This window comes from Streptomyces sp. NPDC020747, assembly GCF_044334695.1.
Classification (GTDB): Bacteria; Actinomycetota; Actinomycetes; order Streptomycetales; family Streptomycetaceae; genus Streptomyces.
This window is the reverse complement of record NZ_JBIRTJ010000002.1, coordinates 293,731-306,266: the sequence shown is the minus strand read 5'-3', so window position 1 is coordinate 306,266 and position 12,536 is coordinate 293,731. Positions and strand designations below refer to the sequence as shown.

Genomic DNA, 12,536 nt, shown 5'->3' with positions numbered 1-12,536 from the left:
CACCATGACCACGGAAAACACCGAAAAGCGGTCGCCCGCTTTCGCGTACGCACCGGCGCCCGAGTCCCGCTCGGTCGTCGACATCGCACCCTCGTACGGCCTGTTCATCGACGGCGAGTTCGTGGAGGCGGCGGACGGCAAGGTCTTCAAGACCGTCTCCCCCTCCACCGAAGAGGTCCTCTCCGAGGTCGCCCAGGCGGGCACGGAGGACGTGGACCGCGCGGTGAAGGCGGCGCGCGGGGCCTTCGAGAAGTGGTCCGCGCTCCCCGGCTCCGAGCGCGCCAAGTACCTCTTCCGCATCGCCCGGATCATCCAGGAACGCTCCCGCGAGCTGGCCGTCCTCGAAACCCTCGACAACGGCAAGCCCATCAAGGAGACGCGCGACGCCGACCTCCCCCTGGTCGCCGCGCACTTCTTCTACTACGCGGGCTGGGCCGACAAGCTCGACCACGCCGGCTTCGGCACGAACCCGCGCCCGCTGGGCGTCGCGGGCCAGGTCATCCCCTGGAACTTCCCGCTCCTGATGCTGGCGTGGAAGATCGCCCCGGCGCTGGCGACGGGCAACACGGTCGTGCTCAAGCCGGCCGAGACGACCCCGCTCTCCGCGCTCTTCTTCGCGGACATCTGCCGCCAGGCGGGCCTGCCGAAGGGCGTCGTCAACATCCTTCCGGGGTACGGCAGCGCGGGCGCGGCGCTCGTCGAGCACCCGGACGTGAACAAGGTGGCCTTCACCGGCTCCACGGCCGTCGGCAAGGCGATCGCCCGCCAGGTGGCGGGCACCAGGAAGAAGGTCACGCTCGAACTGGGCGGCAAGGGCGCGAACATCGTCTTCGACGACGCCCCCATCGACCAGGCCGTCGAGGGCATCGTCTCCGGCATCTTCTTCAACCAGGGCCAGGTCTGCTGCGCGGGCTCCCGGCTCCTCGTCCAGGAGTCGATCCAGGACGAGCTGCTGGACTCCCTGAAGCGGCGCCTGTCGACCCTGCGCCTCGGCGACCCGCTGGACAAGAACACGGACATCGGCGCGATCAACTCCGCCGAGCAGCTCTCGCGCATCACCACGCTCGTCGAACAGGGCGAGGCGGAGGGCGCCGAGCGCTGGTCCCCGGCCTGCGAACTCCCCTCCTCCGGCTACTGGTTCGCCCCGACGCTCTTCACGAACGTCACCCAGGCGCACACCGTCGCCCGCGACGAGATCTTCGGCCCGGTCCTGTCCGTCCTCTCCTTCCGCACACCGGACGAGGCGGTCGCCAAGGCCAACAACAGCCAGTACGGCCTCTCCGCGGGCATCTGGACGGAGAAGGGCTCCCGGATCCTGGCCGTCGCGAACAAGCTGCGCGCGGGCGTGATCTGGTCCAACACGTTCAACAAGTTCGACCCCACGTCACCGTTCGGCGGTTACAAGGAGTCGGGCTTCGGCCGCGAGGGCGGCCGCCACGGCCTGGAGGCGTACCTCGATGTCTGACCGTCTCAGTGTGTTCAAGACCTACAAGCTGTACGTCGGCGGGAAGTTCCCGCGTTCCGAGAGCGGCCGGGTGTACGAGGTGACCGACTCCAAAGGCGCATGGCTGGCCAACGCGCCGCTCTCGTCCCGCAAGGACGCCCGTGACGCGGTGGTCGCGGCCCGCAAGGCCTTCGGCGGCTGGTCGGGCGCGACCGCGTACAACCGCGGCCAGGTCCTCTACCGCGTCGCCGAGATGCTGGAGGGCCGCAGGGCGCAGTTCGTCCGTGAGGTCGCCGACGCCGAGGGCCTGTCGAAGTCCAAGGCCGCCGAGCAGGTCGACGCGGCGATCGACCGCTGGGTCTGGTACGCGGGCTGGACCGACAAGATCGCCCAGGTCGTGGGCGGCGGCAACCCGGTCGCGGGCCCGTACTTCAACCTCTCCACCCCCGAGCCGACGGGTGTGGTGACGGTCCTGGCCCCTCAGGAGTCGTCGTTCCTCGGCCTGGTCTCGGTGATCGCTCCGGTGATCGCGACGGGCAACACGGTGATCGTGATCGCGAGCGAGAGGTCCCCGCTCCCGGCGCTGTCGCTGGGCGAGGTGCTGGCCACCTCCGACGTTCCGGGCGGCGTCGTCAACATCCTCTCCGGGAGGACGGCGGAGATCGCGTCCCCGCTGGCCGCGCACCAGGACGTCAACGCGATCGACCTCGCGGGCGCCGACGACGTACTCGCGAAGGAACTGGAGGTCGCCGCCGCGGACAACCTCAAGCGGGTCGTCCGTCCACAGGCTGTGGATTACTTTGCGGCACCGGGCATCGAGCGCCTGACCGCCTTCCTGGAGACGAAGACGGTCTGGCACCCGACCGGCGCACTGGGCGCCTCCGGCTCGTCGTACTGACGGCCGCCGAAGACGGAGAGCCGCGCTTCCCCACCGTCCGGGGGAGGCGCGGCCCTCTCTTCGCCCTTCGCACGACTCGCCGCCGCGCGACCGCCTGTTGTGCGACCGGCCGCCGCACGGCTCGCCGCCGTAGGGCTCAGTGCAGCAGGCCCGTCACCTGTCCCAGTACCGGAACGGCGCCCAGCGACTGGGCCTGGGCGACCGGGGCCGTCAGCATGGTCGTGGCCAGTGGCGGGAAGTCGGCGACCTGGGTGGCGAGTCCGTTGTCGAGAGGGTCGACACCCGTACCGGCCAGCGGGTTGGGCTTCAGGCCCGCGACCGGGCCGGTCACGTAACCGACGGTCCCGGTCAGCGCCTGGACGCCCGCCTGCGGGTTGACGTTGCCCAGCGAGGTGGGCCTGGTGCGGACCACGTCCACGACGGGTTCGGTGTCCGCGGCTGCCGAGGTCGCTCCCACGCCCACCGCGATGCCCGCGGTCGTGAGGGCCAGCAACGCGCGCCGGGCGGTCGGGTTCTGGTGGGCCGGGAATCGTGCCATGACTGCTGCCACCTTCTGCTGCGCAAAGTAATGAGGTCGACACGAAGGGTAGTTGAGGTGTGATGCCCGTTCCAAAGACGACCCGCGGGGTCGGCCGGGGGCGCTCGATGCGTCAGACTGGTGTCTCGTGAGTTCACATCTCCCGAATTCCGCGACAACCGCCCGCGTCGTGCTGCTGTGCGGCCCCTCGGGCTCCGGCAAGTCCCTGGTCGCGGCCCGCTCCGGCCTTCCGGTCCTGCGGCTCGACGACTTCTACAAAGAGGGCGACGATCCGACGCTGCCGCAGGTGGCGGGGAGTTCGGACATCGACTGGGACCACCCGCTGTCCTGGGACGCGGACGCCGCGGTCGCCGCGATATCGGAACTGTGCCGCAACGGGCGTACGGGCGTACCGATGTACGACATCGCCCTGAGCGCGCGTACGGGCGAGGAGACCGTGGACATCGAGGGCGCGCCCGCCTTCATCGCGGAGGGCATCTTCGCCGCGGAGATCGTGGCGCGGTGCCGTGAGGCCGGAGTGCTGGCCGACGCGCTGTGCCTGAACCGGGGCGCGGTGGCCACGTTCCGGCGGCGGTTCCTGCGGGATCTGCGGGAGGGACGCAAGTCCGTGCCGTTCCTGCTGCGTCGCGGCTGGCGGCTGATGCGGGCCGAGCGGTCGATCGTTGCCCGGCAGACCGCGCTCGGCGCGCACCCCTGCGACAAGGACGAGGCCCTGGACCGGCTGGCCGCCGCGACCGTCTGGAATCGCGCGACGCCACGCCCGACGACGGCGTAAGGGGCGCACCCGGGTAAAGGGCCACAAACGAAAGGAGGCCCAGTCAGACCCCCCGGTCTGCCTGGACCCACTCCCGTTTTCCCCCGTGGTCCCCCGTGACCCCGTTGGTTCCCCCCGGTACTGCTCCCCCGTGCTGTCCGCCGCCTCCCCCCGGAGTGACGAACACCCTGCCCGCTACCTCCCCCCGGAGTGACGGGCATCCCCCCACACCCTTCAGGCGACAAGCTCCCCGAAGGACTCTTCCTCGTCACGGCCGAAGCTGAGGACCTGGTCCTCGCGCAGCCGGCGGAGCGACCGCCAGATGCTGGACTTCACCGTGCCGACACTGATGTCGAGGATCTCCGCGATCTCCGGGTCCGTGCGGCCCTCGTAGTAACGGAGGACCAGCATGGTGCGCTGGAGTTCGGGCAGCCGGGCGAGCGCCTGCCACAGGACGGCGCGCAGCTCGGTGCCGCGCATCGCGTCCGTGTCGCCGGCCGTCTCCGGCAGCTCCTCGGTCGGGTACTCGTTCAGCTTGCGGCGGCGCCACGCGCTGATGTGCAGATTGGTCATCGTGCGGCGGAGGTAGCCCCCGACCGCGGCCTTGTCGCTGATCCGGTCCCATGCCCGGTAGGTCGAGAACAGTGCGCTCTGCAGCAGGTCCTCGGCCTCGAAGCGGTCACCGGTCAGGTGGTAGGCGGTTGCGTACAGGGAGGCGCGGCGCTCCTGGACGTAGGTGGTGAACTCCACCTCCGACACGGAACGACGCTCCCCCGTGACCTCCCCGTACGCTGCCCCCGTTCCCCCGTGGGCAACCCCCGTACCGCTTCCCCCCGTGTGTGCGTCGACCACCGTCATGTACCCGGTGTGCTGACGCCCGGTGCCGCGAGCGCACCCCCGCCCGCTCACGGCACCGGACTTCTCCGTGCTCCTCGTGACGTCGTGGAGCCGCGTGACAACTGCGCCAGTACTGGTGCTGTGCAGCGTGTTCATCTCGCGCCCCCCGTCGTGGAGTTCCGGTGTTCCGTACTTCGCTGTGGTGCTTCCTTGCCTGTGACCAAAAGCTTGCCGGGGCCACTTCATGACGGTGTCCGCCGACTGTCACAGACCTGTCACAGGGGCTTGGCCCAGCCGGCCCACAGACCGATCACAGAGAAGCGTCGTACGGCTACTCATCCGGCACACGGGCACCCACTCGTAGGCGGGACATGTGTGGGAGCGCTCCAACAGTCGATACACGCCCATGTCATGGGACAGAATGACGTCCGTGCCTTCCCTGTTGCTGATCGAGGACGACGACGCCATCCGGACGGCCCTGGAGCTCTCGCTGACGCGCCAGGGACACCGGGTGGCCACCGCTGCCACCGGCGAGGACGGTCTGAAGCTGTTGCGCGAGCAACGGCCCGATCTGATCGTCCTCGATGTGATGCTGCCGGGCATCGACGGATTCGAGGTGTGCCGCCGCATCCGGCGTACGGACCAGCTGCCGATCATTCTGCTGACCGCGCGCAGCGACGACATCGACGTGGTGGTCGGGCTGGAGTCCGGCGCCGACGACTATGTCGTGAAACCCGTGCAGGGGCGTGTGCTCGACGCCCGTATCCGGGCCGTGCTGCGCCGCGGCGAGCGCGAGGCGAACGACGCGGCGACGTTCGGTTCGCTGGTCATCGACCGTGCGGCGATGACGGTGACGAAGAACGGCGAGGATCTGCAGCTGACGCCGACCGAGCTGCGGCTGCTCCTCGAACTGAGCCGGCGGCCCGGGCAGGCGCTGTCCCGCCAGCAGTTGCTGCGGCTGGTGTGGGAGCACGACTACCTCGGCGACTCACGGCTGGTCGACGCGTGTGTGCAGCGGCTGCGCGCGAAGGTGGAGGACGTGCCGTCGTCCCCCACCCTGATCCGTACCGTCAGGGGAGTCGGCTACCGGCTGGACAACCCTCAGTGACAAACCCGCAGGACAAGCTCCGCGGCTGGGCCGCGGCGCGCAAGACGATAATGGCGGGCCTGCGCTTCACCAGCCTGCGGCTGCGGCTGGTCGTGGTGTTCGGGCTCGTCGCGCTCACCGCCGCGGTGTCGGCGTCCGGGATCGCGTACTGGCTCAACCGCGAGGCGGTGCTCACCCGTACGCAGGACGCGGTGCTCGGCGACTTCCAGCAGGCGATGCAGACCCGCGCCAGCGCGCTGCGGCCGCATCCCACGCAGGAGGAACTGCAGCGCGCCGCCGGGCAGATGGCGAACAGCAGCCAGCGCTTCAGCGTGCTGCTGATCGCCGAGGACGAGAGCGGCAGGACGGTCCGCGGGAACTCCGACCTGGACACCTTCACGCTGGAGGACATACCGAAGTCCCTCCAGAAGGCGGTGAACAAGGAGCAGGAGATCTCCTCGAACAACAAGTACACGTACCACCTGTACTGGCAGCGGACGGTCCAGGGCGACAAGCCGTATCTCGTGGGCGGCGCGAAGGTGATCGGCGGCGGGCCGACCGGCTACATGCTCAAGTCGCTGGAGCCGGAGGCCAAGGACCTCAACTCGCTCGCCTGGTCGCTGGGGATCGCGACCGGGCTCGCGCTGATCGGCTCGGCGCTGCTCGCGCAGGCCGCCGCGACGACCGTACTGAAGCCGGTGCACCGGCTCGGCACCGCGGCCCGGCGGCTCGGCGAGGGCAAGCTGGACACCCGGCTGCGGGTGTCGGGCACGGACGAACTCGCGGATCTGTCACGGACGTTCAACCGCACGGCGGAGTCGCTGGAGAAACGGGTCGAGGACATGAGCGCCCGTGAGCAGGCGTCCCGGCGGTTCGTGGCGGACATGTCGCACGAGCTGCGGACGCCGCTGACCGCGATCACCGCCGTGACGGAGGTGCTGGAGGAGGAGCTCGACGCGGAGACCGGCAGCGTCGACCCGATGATCGAGCCCGCCGTGCGGCTCGTCGTCAGCGAGACCCGGCGGCTGAACAACCTGGTGGAGAACCTCATGGAGGTCACCCGCTTCGACGCGGGCACGGCCCGGCTCGTCGTCGACAACGTCGACATCGTCGACCACATCACCGCGTGCATCGACGCGCGGGCCTGGCTCGACGCGGTCGACCTGGACGCCGAGCGCGGCCTCATGGCACGTGTCGACCCGCGCCGCCTGGACGTGATCATGGCGAACCTCATCGGCAACGCCCTCAAGCACGGCGGCTCCCCGGTGCGGGTGAGTGTGCGGGACGAGGGCAACGACCTGGTCGTCGAGGTCCAGGACCACGGCCCGGGCATCCCCGAGGACGTCCTGCCGCACGTCTTCGACCGCTTCTACAAGGCGAGCGCCTCCCGGCCGCGGTCGGAGGGCAGCGGCCTCGGTCTGTCCATCGCCCTGGAGAACGCCCATATCCACGGCGGCGAGATCACCGCCGCGAACTCGCCCAAGGGCGGCGCGGTCTTCACCCTGCGCCTGCCGCGCGACGCCTCGGAGGTCGAGGACCCCGACAGCCCCGACAGCTCCGGGGACCCTGGTGCGGCCGTCGCCGACAACCGCACCGAGGGGGGCGTGTGATGTCGCAACGCCACACATGGGGCGTACGCCGGACGCGTGCGGCCGACGAAGGGGGCGTACGCCGTATGCGCGCGGCTCGTCTCGTGCTCGCCGTGCCGTTGCTCGCCGCGGTGCTCGCCGGGTGCGGGATCCGGGCGACGGAGGTGCCGACCGACTTCGGTCCCGCGCCCTCCCGGGTGCCGTGCACGCTCGACGAGCCCGACATCGGTACGCAGTCCTCGCGCGGGATCCTCGTCCAGGTCTTCCTGCTCTGCTCCTCGCAGCTGGCGCCGGTGGACCGGACCGTGCGCATCGAGGCGGGACCCGCGGCCACGGACCGGGTACGGGCCGCACAGGCGCTCCTGGACGAGCTCTCCGAGCCCCCGTCGGACGCCGAGAAGCAGGCGAACTACACGACGGACGTGCCGCAGGGCCTCACGGTGAGCGGCCCGGGCCGCGGCGAACCGGACGACACGCTGCGCCTGAGCACACCGCCCGCGGAGCTGACGCCGTACGCGCTGGCGCAGGTCATCTGCACGTTCAGTGACTCGGCGGCCGCCTCGGACGGCGACACGGTGACGCTCGGCGGGCCCGGCACGGGCGCCCCGCGCCGCTACGAGTGCACGGAGGCGGTGCGCTCCCGCCCCGGCACTCAGACCCCGCCGCAGTCGGAGGCCGAGGGGGCCTGAGCCCCCCGGCCGGGCCACGGACGGACTCCTGACGGGCCCCGTCTGTGGCGCACGCCTCACCCGTGCGGGCCAAGCGCGGCCGTCACACGGAACCGATCCTGCCGGTGGTCGCGTCTTGGGGATCGTGCAGCGTCAAGGCTCGAACGGCAGCAGCGCCGTGATCCGCTTCCGTGCGGCGGGGGGTGTCCTCCTCGTCGTACATCTCGCGCTTGTCGCCTGGGTCACGCTGCGGCCCCTGGACGTGCCGTGGGTGAGCGCCGCGAATCTGCGTCCGTTCGCGAGCATCCGGGCCGATCTGGCGCTGGGCCCCGAGGCGGCCGCCCGCAACATCGGCAAGGGCCTGCTGCTGCTCGCCCCGCTCGGGGTGCTGCTGCCGCTGGCGGGCGGCAGACTCGCCGTCTCCCCGCTGCTGTCCCTGATGCGTACGGTCGCCGCCGGCGCCCTGCTCTCGCTGGGCATCGAACTCCTGCAGACCGGGGTGCCCGGGCAGGTCGTGGACGTCGACTCGCTGCTCCTGAACACGGTGGGCGTGGCGCTGGCCCATGTCGCCGTGGTGCCCGCGGCCCGGTCCCTGCTGCGCCGCCGGGCCGAGACCCGGCGCCGGATCGCCGCCGCCCTCCGCCGGAAGCAGGCGGCCGAGGAGGCGACTCAGGGTCGGACCCCGACGATTCCCAGGGTCGGGATCGCCCCCTAGAGCGATGCTTTGCGCCCTTCGTCCCCGTAGCGTTGACGACAGATGAGGCAGCCACACGGGAGGCCTCGGACCGACGCTCACGAAGGAGCCGTTCATGAACCGCCTTGCCCGCCCCACCAACGGCCGGATGATCGGCGGAGTGTGCGCAGCGCTGGCTCGGCGCTTCGGCACCTCCGCGACCACGATGCGGGTGATCTTCCTGGTTTCCTGCCTGCTGCCGGGCCCGCAGTTCCTGCTCTACATAGCGCTGTGGTTCCTGTTCCCCTCCGAGGACAAGGCCACCGCCCGTACGGCCTGGTGACGCACTCCGTACGCGAAGACGCCGATGGGGCGCACCCGAGCGGGGTGCGCCCCATCGGCGCGTACGAGGACGGTGCTCGGGCTGTGGACTCAGCCGAGCGGAATACCGTTCACCGGCAGGCCGTGGGTGGGCAGGCCCTGGACCGGGAGGCCACCGAGCAGACCGGCGACCGGCGCGGCCGGACCCTCGGCGAGGAGGTTCGCGACGGCCGGCTGGGCGGCGGCGAGGCCACTGCCGAGCGCGTTCTGACCCTGGGCGAGCGACTCGCCCGCGCCGGGGAGGGTCTTGGTGACCCCGTCCACCGGCAGCGCACTGGTGGCGGTGGAGAGCGCCGAGGAGGCGTCCGGGACCGCCGGGGCCGCGTTGGCGGCACCCGCGCCGGCGGCGGCGAAGGCGGCACCGAGAGCGGCGACACCGAGGGTCTTGGCAGCAGACTGCTTCATCTTCGTCCTTGCATGCTGTGACGGGGATTTGAGCGGTCCGAAACGGTAATCACGTGCGAGCTCGCCCCGCAAACATCGAAAAGCGGCCGAGTCGTCATCACCCGGCCGCTTCCCGTCCTTCTCCTTCAGCCCTCTTCACTCACAGAACCGCTGGTGGAAGCGGTCTGCTGGAACAGCCATTCGGACTTCAGCTCGGCATAACCGGGCTTGATGACGTCATTGATCATGGCCAGTCGTTCATCGAAAGGAATGAATGCTGATTTCATCGCATTGACTGTGAACCACTGCATGTCGTCGAGCGAATAGCCGAAGGCGTCGACAAGGTGCTCGAATTCCCGGGTCATGCTGGTACCGGACATCAGCCGGTTGTCGGTGTTCACGGTCGCCCGGAAGTGCAGCCGCCGCAGCAGCCCGATGGGGTGCTCGGCGTACGAGTCGGCGGCGCCCGTCTGGAGGTTGGAACTGGGGCACAGCTCCAGGGGGATGCGCTTGTCGCGTACGTACGAGGCGAGGCGGCCGAGTTTCACGGAGCCGTCCTCGTGGACCTGGATGTCGTCGATGATGCGCACGCCGTGGCCGAGCCGGTCGGCGCCGCACCACTGGAGGGCCTGCCAGATGGACGGGAGCCCGAAGGCCTCGCCCGCGTGGATCGTGAAGTGGTTGTTCTCCCGCTTCAGGTACTCGAAGGCGTCCAGGTGACGGGTGGGCGGGAAGCCGGCCTCGGCGCCCGCGATGTCGAAGCCGACGACACCGAGATCGCGGTAGCGGTTGGCGAGTTCGGCGATCTCCAGGGAACGGGCCGCGTGCCGCATGGCGGTCAGCAGGGCGCCGACGCGGATCCGGTGGCCGTTCTCGCGGGCCAGCCGCTCGCCCTCCCGGAAGCCCTCGTTGACCGCCTCGACGACCTCTTCGAGGGTGAGCCCGGCTTCCAGGTGCTGCTCGGGCGCGTACCGCACCTCGGCGTACACGACACCGTCCTCGGCGAGGTCCTCGGCGCACTCGGCGGCCACGCGGACGAGCGCCTCGCGGGTCTGCATGACGGCGCAGGTGTGCGCGAAGGTCTCCAAGTACCGCTCCAGGGAACCGGAGTCGGCCGCCTCGCGGAACCAGATGCCGAGCTTGTCGGGATCCGTCTCCGGGAGGTTCTTGTAGCCCGTCTCGCGGGCCAGGTCGACGATCGTCCCGGGGCGCAGGCCTCCGTCGAGGTGATCGTGCAGCAGGACCTTCGGCGCCCGGCGGATCTGCTCCGAGCTCGGGGTGTTCTTGGTCTGGCTCGTCATCTCCGCACTCTACCGCCTACGCGCGTAGATCTCCTGTTGTGCGGAACCGTCGATACGTAACGGTGACCGTGCGGACGGATGGCGTACACCATCGCTTCTGACACTGTTCTGTCATGGCACAGCAAGCGACGCCGGTTCGCACGGCCCGGCTCGGGCGGGCACTCGGAACGGAACCGACGGCGGTGAGCGGCGTGGTGCTGCTGCTGCCCGGTGGCGAGGAATCCTCGGGCCGCAGACCCTCACCGATGCTGGCGACCGCGTCCGTACGGGCGTTGGGCCGCCGGCTGACCCGCGCGGGACGGGACGACGGCCTGGTCGTGCACGTGGTGCACTACCGGTTCCGGGGCTGGAACGGCGCGGAGGCACATCAGGCGCGGGACGCCTCGTGGGCCGCGGACGAGGTCGTACGGCGGTACGGGGACGTTCCCGTCTGTCTCGCGGGGACGGACATGGGCGGGCGGGCCGCTCTGCACTCGGGCGGGCACACCGCCGTCAACTCCGTGCTGGCGTTGTCCCCTTGGCTGCCCGAGGAGGACGTCGCCGCACCGCCCGAACCGGTGAAGCAGCTTGTGGGGCGGCGGGTGTTGATCGTGCACGGCACGAACGACGAGCGCACCGATCCCGAGTTGTCGTTCCGCCTGGCGTCCCGGGCGAAGAAGGCGAACCGCGATGTCTGCCGGTTCGAAGTGCATTCCGACGGACACGCGTTGCACGCGTTCCGCGACGAGGTGCACGCGCTGGCCGAGGACTTCGTGATGGGGACGCTGTTCGGACGGTCTTTCGCCCGCCCCGTGGAGGACGCCCTCGCGGCCCCACCGCCGTTGGGGTTGCGGATGCCGCTCGCCTCGGGGTTTGGGCGGTCCCTGCGCCGTTGATGGCTGGGGATCGTGGAGAGCTGCGGATTCGGTGGGGCTGGTCGCGTCCGAGCGGCGGAGCCGCGTATCGATATGGCCCCGCGCCTCTGAAAGCCCACCGCTGAACCTGGTTGGCCAAGGACTCTCAGTTCGGGAGCAGGTTGCCTCTCCTTGACAGCAGGAATTTCTTGAACGCCGCCACCGGGGGCGTGTCGGGATGCCCGTCCAGCCATGCCACGCCGATCTCCCGGGCCGCCCTTGGAGCCGTGACCGTCAGTTCGACAACTCCCGGGCGGGCCACGGCCGGTGGGGGCAGGAGGGCCACTCCCAGGCCCGCGGCCACCAGGCCGCGCAGGGTTTCCGCCTCCTCGCCCTCGAAGGCGACCCGGGGGCGGAAGCCCGCCTGTTGGCAGAGGTCGTCGGTGATGCGGCGGAGGCCGTAGCCGGGTTCCAGGGTGACGAAGGTTTCGTCGGCGGCCTCGGCGAGGCGGATGCGGCGGCGGGAGGCCAGGCGGTGGTCCGCGGGGACGACCAGGCGGAGTTTCTGTTCGTCGAGGCGGCGGGCGACGAGGTCGGGGGCGTCCGGCACGGGGGACGTGAGGCAGAGGTCCAGTTCGCCGGAGCGGAGGCGTTCGATCATGGCCTCGCCGTAGTTCTGGACGAGGCTGAAGCGGACGCGGGGGTGGTCCGCGCGAAAGGCGCGGATCAGGCCGGGGACCGTCTCGGAGCCCATGGTGTGCAGGAAGCCGAAGGCGACCTTGCCGGTGGCCGGGTCCGCGTCGGCGCGCACCTCGTCGGCGGCCCGCTCGATCTCGGCGAGGGCCCGTTCGACGGAGGCCAGGAACGTGCGTCCGGCGGGGGTGAGCGAGACCGTGCGGCCTCTGCGGGCGAACAGGTCCACGCCCAGGTCCTGTTCGAGGCGGACCATCGCGCGGGACAGGGTCGACTGCGGGACCTGCATCTCCTGCGCGGCCCGCGTGACGTGCTCGGTGCGGGCGACCCCGGCGAAGTACGCGAGGCGCGGGGCGAGGATCGCGACGATGTCTTCTGTGTCACTGGACGGTGACAGGCGAGGCTCTGACCTCTGCTGATGCATCACAGGAACGATTATGACGATTCCATGCATTG

At 70.5% G+C, this 12,536-nt stretch carries 14 protein-coding genes; 9 read left to right on the top strand and 5 right to left on the bottom strand.

Annotated features, from left to right (window positions below):
* The first annotated feature begins 4 nt into the window (after positions 1 to 4).
* Positions 5 to 1,465, top strand: coding sequence for an aldehyde dehydrogenase family protein (locus tag ACH4YP_RS06440; RefSeq protein ID WP_361064313.1), 1,461 nt, complete (start codon positions 5 to 7; stop codon positions 1,463 to 1,465).
* Positions 1,458 to 2,342 carry an aldehyde dehydrogenase family protein gene (locus ACH4YP_RS06435; RefSeq protein ID WP_361064310.1) on the top strand — a complete coding sequence of 295 codons (885 nt, stop codon included), beginning with the start codon at positions 1,458 to 1,460 and terminating at the stop codon, positions 2,340 to 2,342. Before ACH4YP_RS06440 ends, ACH4YP_RS06435 begins: the two co-directional genes overlap by 8 nt.
* A gap of 136 nt (positions 2,343 to 2,478) precedes the next feature.
* Here the strand turns inward: ACH4YP_RS06435 and ACH4YP_RS06430 are convergent, their stop codons facing one another.
* Positions 2,479 to 2,880, bottom strand: a complete 402-nt coding sequence (locus ACH4YP_RS06430; protein WP_361064308.1) for a hypothetical protein — start codon at positions 2,878 to 2,880, stop codon at positions 2,479 to 2,481.
* 52 nt (positions 2,881 to 2,932) lie between these two features.
* On the opposite strand from ACH4YP_RS06430, the gene ACH4YP_RS06425 reads away from it, so the two are divergent.
* Positions 2,933 to 3,655, top strand: a complete 723-nt coding sequence (locus tag ACH4YP_RS06425) for a uridine kinase (RefSeq protein ID WP_361064305.1) — start codon at positions 2,933 to 2,935, stop codon at positions 3,653 to 3,655.
* 213 nt (positions 3,656 to 3,868) lie between these two features.
* Here the strand turns inward: ACH4YP_RS06425 and ACH4YP_RS06420 are convergent, their stop codons facing one another.
* The gene (locus ACH4YP_RS06420) at positions 3,869 to 4,627 is read right to left on the bottom strand and encodes a SigE family RNA polymerase sigma factor (protein ID WP_361064302.1); all 759 of its coding nucleotides are present in this window, start codon (positions 4,625 to 4,627) and stop codon (positions 3,869 to 3,871) included.
* Between the two features lie 274 nt (positions 4,628 to 4,901).
* Between ACH4YP_RS06420 and afsQ1 the strand changes: the two genes are divergently transcribed.
* The 5 genes from afsQ1 (at position 4,902) to ACH4YP_RS06395 (ending at position 8,831) form a co-directional block, all read left to right on the top strand.
* Positions 4,902 to 5,579: a two-component system response regulator AfsQ1 gene (afsQ1, locus tag ACH4YP_RS06415; protein ID WP_217452845.1), complete on the top strand. Its 678-nt coding sequence runs from the start codon at positions 4,902 to 4,904 to the stop codon at positions 5,577 to 5,579.
* Entirely contained in the window at positions 5,576 to 7,168 is a 1,593-nt protein-coding gene (locus tag ACH4YP_RS06410) for an ATP-binding protein (protein WP_398489643.1), read from the top strand. The genes afsQ1 and ACH4YP_RS06410 overlap by 4 nt, the downstream gene beginning before the upstream one ends.
* Positions 7,169 to 7,233: 65 nt before the next feature.
* Positions 7,234 to 7,836: a hypothetical protein gene (locus ACH4YP_RS06405; RefSeq protein WP_361064330.1), complete on the top strand. Its 603-nt coding sequence runs from the start codon at positions 7,234 to 7,236 to the stop codon at positions 7,834 to 7,836.
* Positions 7,837 to 7,960: 124 nt separating this feature from the next.
* Positions 7,961 to 8,530, top strand: coding sequence for a VanZ family protein (locus ACH4YP_RS06400; protein WP_361064327.1), 570 nt, complete (start codon positions 7,961 to 7,963; stop codon positions 8,528 to 8,530).
* Positions 8,531 to 8,624: 94 nt separating this feature from the next.
* A complete protein-coding gene (locus ACH4YP_RS06395) occupies positions 8,625 to 8,831 on the top strand; it encodes a PspC domain-containing protein (protein WP_361064298.1) in 207 nt (68 codons plus the stop codon).
* An 89-nt stretch (positions 8,832 to 8,920) separates the two neighbouring features.
* Here the strand turns inward: ACH4YP_RS06395 and ACH4YP_RS06390 are convergent, their stop codons facing one another.
* Positions 8,921 to 9,274 carry an ATP-binding protein gene (locus ACH4YP_RS06390; protein ID WP_361064295.1) on the bottom strand — a complete coding sequence of 118 codons (354 nt, stop codon included), beginning with the start codon at positions 9,272 to 9,274 and terminating at the stop codon, positions 8,921 to 8,923.
* Positions 9,275 to 9,399: 125 nt separating this feature from the next.
* Positions 9,400 to 10,554, bottom strand: coding sequence for an adenosine deaminase (locus tag ACH4YP_RS06385; RefSeq protein WP_361064293.1), 1,155 nt, complete (start codon positions 10,552 to 10,554; stop codon positions 9,400 to 9,402).
* A gap of 113 nt (positions 10,555 to 10,667) precedes the next feature.
* On the opposite strand from ACH4YP_RS06385, the gene ACH4YP_RS06380 reads away from it, so the two are divergent.
* Entirely contained in the window at positions 10,668 to 11,429 is a 762-nt protein-coding gene (locus ACH4YP_RS06380) for an alpha/beta hydrolase (protein WP_361064291.1), read from the top strand.
* A 124-nt stretch (positions 11,430 to 11,553) separates the two neighbouring features.
* On the opposite strand, the gene ACH4YP_RS06375 is transcribed toward ACH4YP_RS06380, so the two are convergent.
* Entirely contained in the window at positions 11,554 to 12,507 is a 954-nt protein-coding gene (locus tag ACH4YP_RS06375; protein WP_361064288.1) for a LysR substrate-binding domain-containing protein, read from the bottom strand.
* Between the last annotated feature and the right edge of the window lie 29 nt (positions 12,508 to 12,536).

Coding starts and splice junctions, on each gene's coding strand:
- ACH4YP_RS06440 (WP_361064313.1), top strand. CDS start 5: ATGACCACGGAAAACACCGAAAAGCGGTCGCCCGCTTTCGCGTACGCA.
- ACH4YP_RS06420 (WP_361064302.1), bottom strand. CDS start 4,627: ATGAACACGCTGCACAGCACCAGTACTGGCGCAGTTGTCACGCGGCTC.
- ACH4YP_RS06390 (WP_361064295.1), bottom strand. CDS start 9,274: ATGAAGCAGTCTGCTGCCAAGACCCTCGGTGTCGCCGCTCTCGGTGCC.
- ACH4YP_RS06405 (WP_361064330.1), top strand. CDS start 7,234: ATGCGCGCGGCTCGTCTCGTGCTCGCCGTGCCGTTGCTCGCCGCGGTG.
- ACH4YP_RS06380 (WP_361064291.1), top strand. CDS start 10,668: ATGGCACAGCAAGCGACGCCGGTTCGCACGGCCCGGCTCGGGCGGGCA.
- ACH4YP_RS06435 (WP_361064310.1), top strand. CDS start 1,458: ATGTCTGACCGTCTCAGTGTGTTCAAGACCTACAAGCTGTACGTCGGC.
- ACH4YP_RS06395 (WP_361064298.1), top strand. CDS start 8,625: ATGAACCGCCTTGCCCGCCCCACCAACGGCCGGATGATCGGCGGAGTG.
- ACH4YP_RS06430 (WP_361064308.1), bottom strand. CDS start 2,880: ATGGCACGATTCCCGGCCCACCAGAACCCGACCGCCCGGCGCGCGTTG.
- ACH4YP_RS06385 (WP_361064293.1), bottom strand. CDS start 10,554: ATGACGAGCCAGACCAAGAACACCCCGAGCTCGGAGCAGATCCGCCGG.